This is a genomic window from Sphingomonas sp. PP-F2F-G114-C0414 (assembly GCF_003688595.1).
Classification (GTDB): domain Bacteria; phylum Pseudomonadota; class Alphaproteobacteria; order Sphingomonadales; family Sphingomonadaceae; genus Sphingomonas.
Window position 1 is genome coordinate 17,990 of the sequence record NZ_RCWT01000009.1, and the last position, 13,702, is coordinate 31,691.

Genomic DNA, 13,702 nt, shown 5'->3' on the forward strand with positions numbered 1-13,702 from the left:
CATCCCGGCGAAGGCCGGGGTCCATTGGAGCCTTTGCAGTAACGCAGCGCCGTTCCAAATTTCGGCCGTTACCGGATTGGGCCCGGCCTTCGCCGGGGTGGTTCAATGTAGGGCAGCGGTACGTACATTGCTGAGTGGTGGTCGTGTCAGATACCCCAGCGGCGCATGGCGGTGATCACCGCATCGGGCTTTTGCCAGGGCACGAAATGGCCTGCGTCGATCGTCTCGATCGTGAGGTCGGGTACATACTCGGCGAGGTCGAGCTGGCTCGGCAGCAAAGCGCTGTCCTGCATTCCCCAGATCACCAGCACCGGCATGGTGGTCGGCGGAAACGGCGCATCGAGGAACGCGGGGCGGGGCGGCGTTTCGTCCATTGCGGGGACGACGATCGCGCTGGCGCGGTACCAGTTTAGCATCGCGGTGATCGCGCCGGGCTGGCCCCATTCGTCGAGATAGGCGGCCTTGTCCTCGGCCATCGCGGCGAGGTCGGCGTGCTTTGCGAAACTGGTGTCGAAGAAGGTTTCGAGGCCGATCGCGGCGATATGCTTTTCGAGATCGGGGTTGCGGAAGGCGCGGATATACTGGCTGGCGGCGCGCTGTTCGAGGTCGTCGAACATGGTCCGCTGGAAGACGAGCGGGTGGGGGGCGTTGATGATCACCAGCTTCGCGACGCGCTCGGGGTGGCGCAGCGCGGCCATCCAGGCGACCGCGCCGCCCCAGTCGTGGCCGACCAGCGTGAAGCGGTCGATCTTCAGGTGATCGGCGAGCGCGATCAGGTCGGCAACGATCTTGTCGGGGCTGTAGCTGTCGACGCCCTCGGGTTTGGAGGAGCGTGCGAACCCGCGCTGGTCGGGGGCGATCACGTAATAGTCGCGGGCAAGGTCGGGGGCGATGTCGCGCCAGGTGCGGTGCGATTCGGGGAAGCCGTGGAGCAGGATGACGGGCGGGTTCGCCAGGTCGCCGCTGATCGCAACGTCGAGTTCGATTCCGGTAGATAACGCGATGCGTTGCAGGTCCGACATCATTCCCCTCCCGCTGGCGGGAGGGGTTAGGGGAGGGCCTGCCCGTTCGCGCTGCCCTTGGATCATGCCCTCCCCCGACGCCTCCCGCAAGCGGGAGGAGAGCAGAAGGTGCGTTCTCCCCTCCCGCATGCGGGAGGGGCCGGGGGTGGGCTCGCGGCCAGTTTCACATGGAGCGGGCGGCGATAGCGCGTGCCCACCCCTACCCCCTCCCGCATGCGGGAGGGGAGGAGTTACGGATAGCTGACAGTCTTCGGGATCGCGGGGATCTCGATCCATTCCTTTTCGTCGCCGGGCACTTTCGGGAAGTTGCCCGCATTCCAGTCGCGCTTCGCCTGCTCGATACGATCCCGGTTCGAGCTGACGAAGTTCCACCAGACGTGGCGCGGCGTCGTAAACGCGTCGCCGCCACACAGCATCGCGCGGCCGCCGTGGGCGGACCGCAGCGTCGCGGAGATACCGGGCCTGAGCACGTACAGCACCTGCGGCTCCAGTTTCACACCCTCCAGCGTCGCCTCACCCATTGCAAGGTAGATCGCGCGCTCCTCGGCGGCCGCGTCGATCGGCACGCTCGCGCCCGGATCGAGCGCGATGTCGGCATAGATCGTCCCCGAATAGGTCGTCGTCGGCGCGGTCTGGCCCCACAGGCTCCCCATGATGATCCGCGAGTGTGCGCCGTGCGCCTCGATCGTTGGCAGCTGCGCCTTGGTGACGTGCTCGAACGCCGGGTCGATCTCCTCGACCGCCTCGGGCATCGCCAACCAAGTCTGGATACCCGACAGGTTCGGCCCCTCGGCCCGCTCGTCGCCGGGCGAGCGTTCGGAATGGACGATGCCGTGGCCCGCGGTCATCAGGTTGACCGCGCCCGGCTCGATCCGCGCCTGCGTGCCGAGCGAATCGCGGTGGTCGATCGCGCCGTCGAACAGATAGGTGACGGTCGACAGGTTGATATGCGGGTGCGGGCGCACGTCGATGCCTTGGCCGATTTCGAGATGCGCCGGGCCCATCTGGTCGAAGAACAGGAACGGGCCGACCATCGTCCGCTCCTTGTTCGGCAGCGTGCGGTGGACCTTGAACCCGCCGAGATCGTGCGTCGACGGCAGGATGGTCTGGAGGACGAAATCATCGAGCATGGCGTTATCCCTTGGCAGGTTCCGTGGCGTCGAGCAGTTCGACCAGGTCTGCTGGATAGAGCGTTTCGTCATGCGCGACGATGTCGTTTCGGGAAAACCAGCGGTGACCGACGAGCAGTTGCTTCTCCTGTTCGGTGAGATCGCCCGCCTTTACCTCGCAGCTGTCGACGTCGATCCGGAAATAGCGTTCGTCCGCGGTGACCTCTGTGCCTTCGAAGGTTCGGAAGTCGACGACGCGTCGTGCGACTTCGGGACCGCAGTCGATGTCGAGGCCGACTTCCTCCCAGAGTTCGCGGCGCGCGGCGGCGGCATAGCTCTCGCCCGGATCGACTGCGCCGCCCGGCGTGCACCAGAGCGGGGGGCGATCGGCGGGGGTGAAGCGGAACATCAGCACGCGATCCTGGCCATCGACGAGCAGGATACGTGCGGCCGGGCGTGGGGTGCGCTTCGATCCTCCCCCGCCAGGGGGAGGTGGTGCCGAAGGCGACGGAGGGGGAGGACACGGAGCAGCGGTCATCGCTTACCGCCCCCTCCGTCTCGCTGCGCGATCCACCTCCCCCTGGCGGGGGAGGATCGAAGGTGACTCATGCCGCATCGAGTTCCGGATACGCGCGGAAGATGCCGTCGGTGTTGAAGGCAACGCGCCGGTCGCTTTTTAGATACGCCTTGATGCCGCCCAGATCAGCGACCTGGTCGTGGATGCGGATCAGGTTCGGATAGTCGGGTTCGAGCGTCTTCATCCGCTGCGGGAACATGTACCGCAGCCCCTCGATCACCTGGAACAGCGACGTATCGGCATAGCTCCATTTGTGATCGATCAGCCAGTCGCCGGTATTGGCTTGCGCCGCATCCTCGAAATGGCCGAGATACTTCGGCATCCGCGCCTCGCGGAACTGCTTCGCCGCACGCGCGGCCTCGGGCTTCTGGTCGTCGTAATAGTCCATCATCGCGACCGGATGATGGACGTTGTGCACCTCCGCGACGAGGTCGGCGATCGTCAGCTGGAGCTGGTTGAGCCACAGCCGGTCCGCCATGTTCGACGGCGCGAGGCCGTGACGTTCGCCGAGATACATCAGGATGTTGGCGACCTGCGCGATCACCAGGCCGTCGAGCTCCAGATAGGGCGGCGCGAACGGCGTGCGGCCGGTGCGATCGTTGAGGTTCGCGAGCAGCCCCTCTTCGCCGACCGTCCGCGCGCAATCCTCATACGCGATCTCGGCGCCCTCGAGCGCGAGCCGGACGAACTCGCCGCGGCCCTGCAACGACGGCCAATACCAGAGCTTGTAGGACATCGATCACTCTCCCGGCGCGCGGGCCTTGATGGCGAGCGCATGAATCTGCGTACTCAACAGATCGGCGAGCGCTTGGTTCACGAGCCGCTGGCGCGCGACGCGGTTAAGGCCTTCGAAACGCGGCGTTTCCACCTCGACGCGGAAATGCGTTTCGCCGGTGCCGTCGTCGCCCATGTGACCGGCGTGGAGGCCGCTCTCGTTGACGACTGTCAGCTGCGTCGGGGCGAGTGTCGCGGTAAGGCGGGCGGTGATCTGGTCCTGTATGGAGCCGGTGGCGAGGTCTGTCATGCTCCCTATATAGCCCGTTTCGGAAAGCGCGGGGAGCCGGTGAGCGAAGACGGTCAGAACAATCGCAAGGAGCGACCCAGCCCACGGTTTCACGGCCGCGTGGAAGGGACGGGGCGCGTCTGCATGTGGCGCGACTGCGAGGAACCCGGGGAATTTCGCGCGCCGCCGCTCGAGGGGCCGAGCGACGGCGGCCCGCCGCGGTTCCGCTGGTTCTGCCTCGAGCATGTCCGCGCGTTCAATTCCGGCTATAATTTCTTCGACGGGATGACCGCGGACGAGATCCACTATGCGCAGCGGCCGATGGCGGGCTGGGAACGCGAAACGCGTGCGTTCGCGCATGGCGGCGGCGACACCCCGCCGAAATGGGCGGACTTCGCCGATCCGATCGACGCGATCGGTGCGCGGTTCGGCGAGCGGATGGCGGCGGCGCGCAAGGACGGCCGCGTGCTGTCGGATGGCGAACGGCGATCGTTGCGCGTGCTCGGGCTCGGCACGGACACCGACCGGACGGCCTTGCGCAAACGCTACAGCGAACTCGTCCGCCGCTATCACCCGGATCGCAACGGCGGCGACCGCGCGCATGAAGCAGAATTGCAGAAGGTGATCGCGGCCTACCAGCACCTGAAGGGGGCCACCGCTTTTGCCTGACGAAGCGGGAATGTGATCCATACTTACTCTGATCGATATTTCACGACGCCCCCGCCGGAACCGCACGGCTGGCGAGCGGTTCGTCTAACTCTTCCAGTCAATCGCCCGACCAATCGTACAGCGGCGGTTGAGTAATTGCCCGCGCTTGGCCTAGAGCTACCGGGAACACGAGGCCAACATGACCGATATCCCGAATACCCAGCCAGATAGCCGCGAGACCACGATCCTCGACGCACCCGACCGCATGGTGAAGGTGCGCGAGATGTTCGGGATCGATTCCGACATGGAAGTGCCGGCGTTTTCCGAAGCCGACGAGCGCGTCCCCGATCTCGATCCGGCGTACGTCTTCGATGCCGACACCACGCTCGCCGTGCTGGCGGGGTTTGCGCATAACCGTCGCGTGATGGTCCAGGGCTATCACGGCACCGGCAAGTCGACGCATATCGAGCAGGTCGCTGCGCGCCTCAAATGGCCGTGCATCCGCATCAACCTCGACGCGCATATCAGCCGCATCGACCTGATCGGGCGCGACGCGATCGTGCTGAAGGACGGCCAGCAGATCACCGAATTCCGCGAAGGCCTGCTCCCCTGGGCGCTGCAGACGCCGACCGCGCTCGTTTTCGACGAATACGACGCCGGCCGCCCCGACGTGATGTTCGTGATCCAGCGCGTGCTGGAAACCGAGGGCAAGCTGACGCTGCTCGACCAGAACCGCGTGATCCGCCCGAACCCGTGGTTCCGCCTGTTCGCGACTGCCAACACTGTCGGCCTCGGCGATACGAGCGGGCTGTATCACGGCACGCAGCAGATCAACCAGGGCCAGATGGACCGCTGGAACATCGTCGTCACGCTCAACTATTTGCCCGCCAAGGTCGAGGCGCAGATCGTTCTCGCCAAGTCCGGCGAATACGACAAGCCCGAGGGCAAGAAGACCGTCGAGAACATGGTCCGCGTCGCCGACATGACTCGCAAGGGCTTCGTCAACGGCGACATCTCGACCGTGATGAGCCCGCGCACGGTGATCACCTGGGCCCAGAACGCGCTGATCTTCGGCGACGTCGGCTTCGCGTTCCGCCTGTCGTTCCTCAACAAGTGCGACGAGGCGGAGCGGCCGCTGGTCGCCGAATATTACCAGCGCGTGTTCGGCAAGGATCTCCCCGAGAGCGTGGTGGGCAAGGCTTGAAGATCAGGGTGGACTAAGCTATTTAGTCCACCCCAGGGAGGCGATCATGGGTGAAGCCGATCCACAGAAGACGTTCAACGTCCATGATGCGAAGACCAATCTGTCGAAACTGATCGAGCGTGCGCACGCGGGCGAAGAAATCATTCTTGCCAAGGCTGGCATCCCCTACGCGCGGATGATGCCGCTCGAGCCTGCCATGAGGCGCAAGCGTACGCCTGGGGGCCTGACTGTGACGGGATCAATTCCTGATTCGGTGTTCTTCGACCCAATGCCCGAGGACGAACTCGAACTCTTCGAGGGCAATCGTCTTGAGAAATACGGTCGGTGAGCGGGTTTCTTCTCGATACGCACACGTTGTTATGGTGGTGGACCGAGCCCGATCGTCTTGGCCACGATGCCCGCGAAATCCTGGGAGAGGGTGCGGCACGGATCTCGGTCAGCGTGGCAAGCGTCTGGGAAATCGCCATAAAGACGCAGTCGGGCAAGCTGACAGCGATTGCCAATTTTTCGCGCGAATACGGGCCTCTCATGCGCACCAATGCGTTCGAAGCTCTCATGATCACGGACGATCATGCGCTCAAGGCGGGGTTTCTGACTGGAGCGCATCGTGATCCGTTCGATCGGATGATCGCGGCCCAGGCGATGATCGAGAATTTGACCGTCCTCACGCGGGACCCTGAAATCGCCAAGTTCGGCTGCAAGGTACTCTGGTAATGGCCAACGAAACCCCACTCGACCGCTTCAAGGCGGTGCTCGCCGGTACCGCGCGTGCGATTGCGGAGGAGCCGGAGGTCGAACTCGCCTTCACCGCGGATGCACCGACGCAGTCGGGTAAGCACATTAAGGTGCCGATGCCCGCACGTGCCCTGCCGTTGGAGCAGGTCGCGGAGGCGCGTGGGTTCGCGGACGGATTCGCGCTGAGGTTGAAGCATCACGACATCGCGCTGCATAATCGTGCAGCGCCGATTGATGCGGTTGCGCGTGCGGTGTTCGATTCCGTCGAGACTGCACGTGTCGAAGCGCTCGGCTCGCGTGGCTATGCCGGCATCACCGAGAACCTCGACCGCGCACTCGACGTGCGGCTGCGGGCGGATCCCATCACGCGCGCGCGCAATCGCGACGAAGTGCCGCTGTCCACCGCGCTCGGCCTCATGGTCCGCGAGCGGCTGACCGGACTGGAATCGCCCGCGATCGCCGCGCCCGGTCTCGCGCTGGTGCGTGAGTGGATCGAGAGCAGGACCGATCTCGACGCGCTGGCCTATGCGCTCGACGACCAGAAGGCGTTCCAGGGCCTTGCGCGGAAAATGTTGCAAGAGCTCGAACTGGTCGAGGGCGATCAGGTCCCCGAGGAGAGCGACGAAGGCGGCTCCGAGGACGAGGGCACCGACGAGCAGCAGCAGGACGAGGGCGACGAAGGCGACGACCAGGGCGAGGACGGCCAGGGCGAAGTCGAAGCGCGCGGCGAACAGTCCGAGCAGCAGAACGAGGAAAGCGACGGCCAGGAGCAGAGCGACGAGTCGATGGACGACATCGACGGCGAGCCGGGCGACGATGGCGAGGAAGGCATGCAGCCGGTTCGCCCGAACCGTCCCTTCGCGGACATGGGCGGCGCGTTCGACTACAAGCCGTGGACGACGCAGTTCGACGAGGTGATCGCCGCCACCGAGCTCTGCGACGCCGACGAACTCGCACGCCTCCGTGGCTATCTCGATCAGCAGCTCGTGCACCTGCAATCGACCGTGTCGAAGCTTGCCAACCGGCTCCAGCGGCGGTTGATGGCGCAGCAGTCGCGGTCGTGGGATTTCGATCAGGAGGAAGGCATCCTCGACGCGGCGCGCCTCGCACGCGTGATCGTCAACCCGACGCTGTCGCTGAGCTACAAGGCCGAACGGGAGACCGACTTCCGTGACACCGTCGTGACGCTGCTGATCGACAATTCCGGCTCGATGCGCGGCCGCCCGATCTCGATCGCGGCGATCAGCGCGGACATTCTCGCACGCACGCTGGAGCGCTGCGGTGTGAAGACCGAGATTCTCGGCTTCACGACGCGCGCCTGGAAGGGCGGGCAGAGCCGCGAAACGTGGCTGGCGGCCGGGCGTCCGCCGCAGCCGGGTCGGCTCAACGACATCCGCCACATCGTCTATAAGCGCGCCGACGAGCCGTGGCGCCGCGCGCGCAACTCGCTGGGCCTGATGATGCGCGAGGGGTTGCTGAAGGAGAATATCGACGGCGAGGCGCTGATGTGGGCGCATGCGCGGCTAGTCGCACGGCCGGAGGAACGTCGCATCTTGATGGTGATCAGCGACGGCGCGCCGGTCGACGATTCGACGCTGTCGGTGAACTCCGGCTCGTATTTGGAACGTCATCTGCGCCAGGTGATCGGCTGGATCGAGAGCAAGTCGCCGGTCGAGCTGGTCGCGATCGGCATCGGCCACGACGTCACCCGCTATTACGCGCGTGCCGTGACGATCATGGACGTCGAGCAGCTCGGCGGGACGATCATCGAACAGCTGGCCTCGCTGTTCGATACCGAGTGATCCTCAGGCGGGCGGCGTGATCGCTGCGCCAGCCGGCGGATTTCATGGCCCCGTCAAGCGCTCGATCACGATCGCCGGCCATCAGACCTCGATCAGCCTCGAGCCCGTCTTCTGGCAGGCGCTCGAGGCCGTAGCGGTGCGTCTCGGTTTGCCGCTGTCCGCGCTCGTCGCCGAAATCGACGCGATCCGCATCGTCGCGGACGATCCACCGAACCTCGCTAGTGCGTTGAGAACATGGCTGTTCGATAATCTAGGTTGAGAACTACTCGCATTAGCATTGACAGTGCGAACGAGTCTCAATAGCGAGCCCTTCAAGAGCAAAGGGGTTTGTCTATGTCGCTACCATCGCCGCGCGCATCCGTGCAGCGTTCGTCCACCGTGCCAGCATTTCTCGCGTTGTCGTGCGTCGGCGCCTTCGCGACCGCGCCGGCCTATGCGGCGGATGCCGACAAACCCGCGGCACCGGTGACCGACGCACAGCAACGCGACGAAATCCTCGTCAACGGTCAGCGCGAGCGCGACTCCGGCCCCAAGCAGGTCGCGCCACTCGTCAACACGCCGCGCTCGGTGATCGTCCTGCCAAAGGACGTGATCGAGCAGACCGGGTCGAACAGCCTGGCAGATGCGCTGCGGACCGTGCCCGGCATCACCTTCGGCGCGGCCGAGGGTGGCAACCCAATCGGCGACCGCCCGTTCATCCGCGGCTTCGACAGCCAGGGGAGCATCTATGTCGACGGCGTCCGCGATCTCGCATCGCAGACACGCGAAGTCTTCGCGGTCGATTCGGTCCAGATCGTTCGTGGCTCGGATTCGACGCTCGGCGGCCGCGGCTCGGCGGGCGGCACGATCAACATCCTGTCGCGCCTGCCGCAGCTCGAGAACTTTGGATCGCTCAGCGGAAGCTACGGCGAGGCGGACTACAAGCGCATCACCGGCGACGTGAACCTCAAGATTTCCGACACCGCTGCGTTCCGCATCGAAGGCATGTGGCACGATCAGGACGTCGCCGGGCGCGATGCGATCTGGGCGAAGCGTTGGGGCATCGCACCGTCGTTCGCGGTCGGACTCGGTACGCCGACCCGGCTGACCGCCAGCCTCTACCACATGGAGAGCAGCGAACTGCCCGACAGCGGCATCCCGTATCTTTACACGATCGCCAATCATCCGGGCACCGGCAACATCTCGACTCTTCCTGCGCTCGGCACCGTGACGACCGCAGGCGGCCAGACCGGCTACGTCTCGCGCAAGAACTTCTACGGCTTGGCCAATCGCGACTTCCGCGATGCCAACACCAACCAGGCGACGATCCGCGTCGAGCATGATTTCGGCGGCATCACGCTGCGCAACACCGCGCGCTACACGCACAGCGACCAGAGCTACATCTTCACGCTGCCCGACGACAGCCAGGGCAACGTCTACGGCACCACCGCGACCAACACCGGCGCGAACGTGACCAATGGCGGCTATGTCTGGACCCGCGGCAATACGCGCTACGGCTATAGCGAGAGCATCGTCGACCAGACCGACCTGTACGGCAAGTTCGACACCGGCGGGATCGAGCACAGCTTCTCGCTCGGCACCGAGATCTCGTGGGAAAAGACGCGGCGCGGCGCGTTCGTGTCGGCCAACGGATCGACGATCTCGCCCCGCTGCAACACCGCGACGATCGCGCGGTCCTATTGCGTGAGCCTGTTCAACCCCAATCCGAACGCACCGTGGGTCAACTACACGAGCGACACGTCGACCACGCCGACCCCGATCGTGAAGGGCGCGACGTCCGCTGAAACCCAGAACGACGCCAATACCAAGGCGGTCTACGCGTTTGATTCGATCACGCTGATGCCGGCGCTGATCCTGAATTTGGGTGCGCGCTACGATCGGTTCGAATCCACCATCACCCTTCCGGGCGCGACGCAAACGAAGGTCAAGCGCGTCGACAACCTGTTCAACTGGCAGGCCGGCCTGGTGTTCAAGCCGACGCCGGAGACCAGCCTGTACGCAAGCTATGCGACCGCCGCGACGCCGCCCAACAGCCTGCTCGGCGAAGGCCGCGAGGATAATGCGATCACGGTCGCGACGCTCAGCCTGCTGAAGCCGCAGAAGACCAAGTCGTACGAGGTCGGCGCGAAGGCCAGCCTGTTCGGCGAGAAGCTCCAGCTTGGCGCTGCGGCGTTCCAGACCGAGATCTCGAACGCGCGCGTGCTCGACGATTCGAACACCGCGTCGTTCATTGGCGAGACCCGTATCCGTGGCGTCGAATTCAACGTCAGCGGGACGATCCTGCCAGGCTGGACCGTGTTCGGCGGGTTCACGCATCTCGATCCGAAGATTATCGATGGCGGCTCGACGATCCTGACCGCGCCGGCGATCACGCGCACCGCGAACGGCGTCACCACCGTCATCCAGCCGGCCCGGACGATCGGCGTCGTGTCGGTCAACACCGGCAAGCAGGTCCCGCAGACCGCGAAGAACAGCTTCACCGCTACCACCAACGTCGCCGTGACCAAGCGGCTCCAGATCGGCGGCACGGCTCTGTACATGGACGAGCAGATCGGCGGCTATGCCGACAACCGCACCGCGACGCAGACTGCCGCCGGCGTCGTGTCGGTCAACCCGGCGACCAAGGTCCTGACGCGCAGCACGCCCGACTACTGGCGCTTCGATGCACGCGCGAGCTACAAGCTGACCGACAATGTCGACCTCAGCGTCAATGCGCAGAATTTGACGAACAAGACCTATTTCTCGCAGACCTATGCCAGCCACTATGCGACGCTCGCGGCCGGTCGCACGATCTTCGGCACGGTGAACCTGCGGTTCTGAGGATGATATGACGGCGATCGATACCCTCACGCCCGACGCCATCGCCGCGCGCCTCTCCGGAAGCCCGGAGGAGCGCGCGGCGTTCGTGCGCGAGGCGGCGGATGCAGGCGTGGCGGAGGCGCAGGCGGTGTATGGGCAGATGCTGCTCGACGGGATTGGCGTTGCCGCCGACCGGAAAGCTGCGCTCGGCTGGTTCGTGAAGGCGGCGGCGCAGCATCATGTGATGGCACTCAACATGGTGGGGCGCTGCTACGATCTCGGCTGGGGCACGGCGGTCGACAGGGCGCGCGCAGCGGAATGCTACCGGATTGCCGCCGAGCGCGGGCTGGACTGGGCGATGTATAACTACGCGACGCTGCTCGCGCTGGGGGAGGGGGTCGCCGAAGACAAACCGGCGGCGCTAGCGTTGCTGAAGACGGTCGCGGCGATGGATTCGGGGCTCGCCAGTGCGAAGGCGATCAACTTCGTCGGGAGTTTTGCGGAAGACGGCTGGGCGTGCGAGCGCGATTTGCTGCGGGCCGCTGAATGCTATGCACGGGCGGCGGGAGGCGGGGATTTTCGCGGGTGTTTCAATCACGCGCGGATGCTTGGCGCTGCGGGGGAGGTCGACGCGGCGCTGGTCTGGTTGAAACAAGCCGGCGCGCGGGGCAACGCGGCGTTTCTAGGCAAGGCCGAAGCGTGGCTGGCGTCGAGCGATATCTCAGCGTTCCGGACTTCCGGCGTGGCCGCGTTGCGCGAGGGGGCAGCATGCTGATCGCCGTTCCCGATGTGCTCGATCCGGCGGAAGTGGCGCGGGTTCGGCGTATCATCGATGCGGCCGAATGGATTGACGGCAACGCGACCTCCGGCCAACAATCGGCGCTCGCCAAGCGCAACGAGCAATTGCCCGAGGACTCCAGCGGAGCGCGCGAGGCCGGTGGCATGATTCTCGACGCGCTCGGCCGCTCCGCGCTGTTCGTCGCCGCCGCGCTGCCGCTGAAGGTCTTCCCGCCGCTGTTCAACCGCTATGCCGGCGGCCAGGATTTCGGGCTCCACGTCGACACTGCGATCCGGATCAAGCGCGGCTCCGACTTTCGCATCCGCAGCGACCTGTCCGCCACGCTCTTCCTTGCCGATCCCGAAACCTACGACGGCGGCGAACTCGTGATCGAGGATCAATTCGGGCCGCAATCGGTCAAGCTGGCCGCCGGTCACATGGTGGTCTATCCCGCCTCCAGCCTGCACCGCGTGGCGCCGGTCACGCGCGGTGTGCGGGTCGCGTCGTTCTTCTGGTTGCAGTCGATGGTGCGCGACGACGGCGCGCGACGGATCCTGTTCGATCTCGATCAGGGCGTGCAGGCGGTCGCAGCCGCACAAGGGCAGGGCGATCCGGCGACGGTGCGGTTGACGGGGGTGTACCATAACCTGCTGCGTCGCTGGGCGGACGTCTGAGCGCGGTCCGTCATCCTGACGAAAGTCAGGACCCAGGATCACGGGCCTTACGCTGCTTGGCTCTGGGTCCTGACTTTCGTCAGGATGACGGGGGGGGGGAAGGATGGACTTGCGTACGCCTGCCATGCCACGCTCCACGAACGGGGGATATTCGATGAGTAATTTGGCGATGCGGCGGGCGTGGTTTCAGGTCCACAAGTGGATCGGGCTGATCCTCGCGATCCTGATCATTCCGTTGTCGTTCAGCGGCGCGGCGCTGGTGTGGCATGACGCGCTCGACCGGATCGTCGATCCGACGCGCTATGCGGTGTCGGGAACTACGGTGCTCGGCCCGGACGCCTATGTCGCGGCGGCGGCGACCCGGCTGACGCACGGCGAGCGGATCGCACAGCTGACTATGCCCGACGATGGCGGGCCGGTCGTCATTGCCGCCGCCGCCGGGACTGCGACCAAGCGACCGGGACCGCCGCAGCGGACTATGGTCTATCTCGATCCGCCGACCGCGCGCGTGCTGGAGGTGTCGCCGTCGAACGGCGGGCTCGTGCGGTTTCTCCACGTGCTCCACGGAAGCCTACAACTGCCCGGCGTCGGGCGATCGATCGTCGGCTGGATCGGTGTGGCGATGATGGTGTCGTGCTTCACCGGGCTCTGGCTGTGGTGGCCGACCGTGGGCAAATGGTCGCGCGGGCTGCGGTTTCGGCGGCATCGCAACGTCGATACCAACCTGCATCATCTGTTCGGGTTCTGGATCGCGCTGCCGTTGTTCGTGCTGTCGCTGACCGGCGCGTGGATCTCGTTCCCGCAATTCTTCGGGAAGATCACGGGGGAGGCGTCGCGGCCCAGAGGTGGACCCGATCGCGGCGCGATGATGCGCGCGAAACCGCTGGCCAAGCCGGCGCAACCGCTTGCCGTGGCGATAGGCAAGGCGCGCGCGCTGGCGGGTGGCGCGCCGCTGCGCAGTGTCGCGTGGCCGACCGATCTCAGCGCCGACTGGACGGTGACGTTCGCGCGCGGGACGACGCCGGTCGGGGTGAAGATCGCCGACGACACCGGCGGCGCGACCGCTGCTCCCGCGCGGCCGCAGGGCGGCGTGGCGCAGTGGATCCGGCGGATCCACGACGGCACCGACATGGGTGCGCTGTGGCAGGTGATCATCTTCCTCGGGGGAATATTGCCGGCGGTGCTGGCGGTGACCGGGGTGATCATGTGGTGGCGCGCGCGTGGGTGGAAGGCGGAACTGGCGGCCAAGCGGGCAGCGTAAGCTTTCCCTCGCCCCTTCGGGGAGAGGGAGGGAGGAGCCTCTTGGCGACGGGAGGGTGAGGGGTGATTGAGATTTATGTCCCGAGCCTCA

15 protein-coding genes are annotated in these 13,702 nt (G+C 65.7%); 10 read left to right on the forward strand and 5 right to left on the reverse strand.

Annotated features, from left to right (window positions below; translation table 11 throughout):
- Positions 1-146 precede the first annotated feature (146 nt).
- The 5 genes from C8J47_RS00840 to C8J47_RS00860 form a co-directional block, all read right to left on the reverse strand.
- Entirely contained in the window at positions 147-1,025 is an 879-nt protein-coding gene (locus C8J47_RS00840; protein WP_404969234.1) for an alpha/beta fold hydrolase, read from the reverse strand.
- Between the two features lie 227 nt (positions 1,026-1,252).
- Entirely contained in the window at positions 1,253-2,152 is a 900-nt protein-coding gene (locus C8J47_RS00845; RefSeq protein WP_121884068.1) for a pirin family protein, read from the reverse strand.
- Between the two features lie 4 nt (positions 2,153-2,156).
- A complete protein-coding gene (locus tag C8J47_RS00850) occupies positions 2,157-2,540 on the reverse strand; it encodes an NUDIX hydrolase (protein ID WP_404969235.1) in 384 nt (127 codons plus the stop codon).
- A gap of 196 nt (positions 2,541-2,736) precedes the next feature.
- On the reverse strand, positions 2,737-3,444 hold the full coding sequence (locus tag C8J47_RS00855; protein ID WP_121884070.1) for a glutathione S-transferase: 708 nt from the start codon (positions 3,442-3,444) through the stop codon (positions 2,737-2,739).
- Between the two features lie 3 nt (positions 3,445-3,447).
- Positions 3,448-3,732 carry a BolA family transcriptional regulator gene (locus C8J47_RS00860; RefSeq protein WP_121884071.1) on the reverse strand — a complete coding sequence of 95 codons (285 nt, stop codon included), beginning with the start codon at positions 3,730-3,732 and terminating at the stop codon, positions 3,448-3,450.
- Between the two features lie 123 nt (positions 3,733-3,855).
- Between C8J47_RS00860 and C8J47_RS00865 the strand changes: the two genes are divergently transcribed.
- From C8J47_RS00865 to C8J47_RS00910, 10 genes are all read left to right on the forward strand, one after another.
- A complete protein-coding gene (locus C8J47_RS00865; RefSeq protein ID WP_121884072.1) occupies positions 3,856-4,380 on the forward strand; it encodes a J domain-containing protein in 525 nt (174 codons plus the stop codon).
- Positions 4,381-4,558: 178 nt separating this feature from the next.
- Positions 4,559-5,563, forward strand: a complete 1,005-nt coding sequence (cobS, locus tag C8J47_RS00870; RefSeq protein WP_056052421.1) for a cobaltochelatase subunit CobS — start codon at positions 4,559-4,561, stop codon at positions 5,561-5,563.
- 46 nt (positions 5,564-5,609) lie between these two features.
- The gene (locus tag C8J47_RS00875) at positions 5,610-5,891 is read left to right on the forward strand and encodes a type II toxin-antitoxin system Phd/YefM family antitoxin (RefSeq protein ID WP_121884073.1); all 282 of its coding nucleotides are present in this window, start codon (positions 5,610-5,612) and stop codon (positions 5,889-5,891) included.
- Entirely contained in the window at positions 5,888-6,277 is a 390-nt protein-coding gene (locus C8J47_RS00880; protein WP_183128978.1) for a type II toxin-antitoxin system VapC family toxin, read from the forward strand. Before C8J47_RS00875 ends, C8J47_RS00880 begins: the two co-directional genes overlap by 4 nt.
- Entirely contained in the window at positions 6,277-8,100 is a 1,824-nt protein-coding gene (gene cobT, locus C8J47_RS00885) for a cobaltochelatase subunit CobT (protein ID WP_121884075.1), read from the forward strand. The genes C8J47_RS00880 and cobT overlap by 1 nt, the downstream gene beginning before the upstream one ends.
- A gap of 16 nt (positions 8,101-8,116) precedes the next feature.
- Positions 8,117-8,359 (forward strand): ribbon-helix-helix domain-containing protein, encoded by a 243-nt coding sequence (locus C8J47_RS00890; RefSeq protein WP_121884076.1) that lies wholly within the window; start codon positions 8,117-8,119, stop codon positions 8,357-8,359.
- A gap of 74 nt (positions 8,360-8,433) precedes the next feature.
- The gene (locus C8J47_RS00895; RefSeq protein ID WP_121884077.1) at positions 8,434-10,920 is read left to right on the forward strand and encodes a TonB-dependent siderophore receptor; all 2,487 of its coding nucleotides are present in this window, start codon (positions 8,434-8,436) and stop codon (positions 10,918-10,920) included.
- 7 nt (positions 10,921-10,927) lie between these two features.
- Positions 10,928-11,674 (forward strand): tetratricopeptide repeat protein, encoded by a 747-nt coding sequence (locus C8J47_RS00900; RefSeq protein ID WP_121884078.1) that lies wholly within the window; start codon positions 10,928-10,930, stop codon positions 11,672-11,674.
- On the forward strand, positions 11,668-12,351 hold the full coding sequence (locus C8J47_RS00905; protein WP_121884079.1) for a Fe2+-dependent dioxygenase: 684 nt from the start codon (positions 11,668-11,670) through the stop codon (positions 12,349-12,351). Before C8J47_RS00900 ends, C8J47_RS00905 begins: the two co-directional genes overlap by 7 nt.
- Before the next feature lie 154 nt (positions 12,352-12,505).
- Complete coding sequence (locus tag C8J47_RS00910; protein WP_121884080.1) at positions 12,506-13,612, forward strand: PepSY domain-containing protein; 1,107 nt, start codon at positions 12,506-12,508, stop codon at positions 13,610-13,612.
- Positions 13,613-13,702: the final 90 nt, after the last annotated feature.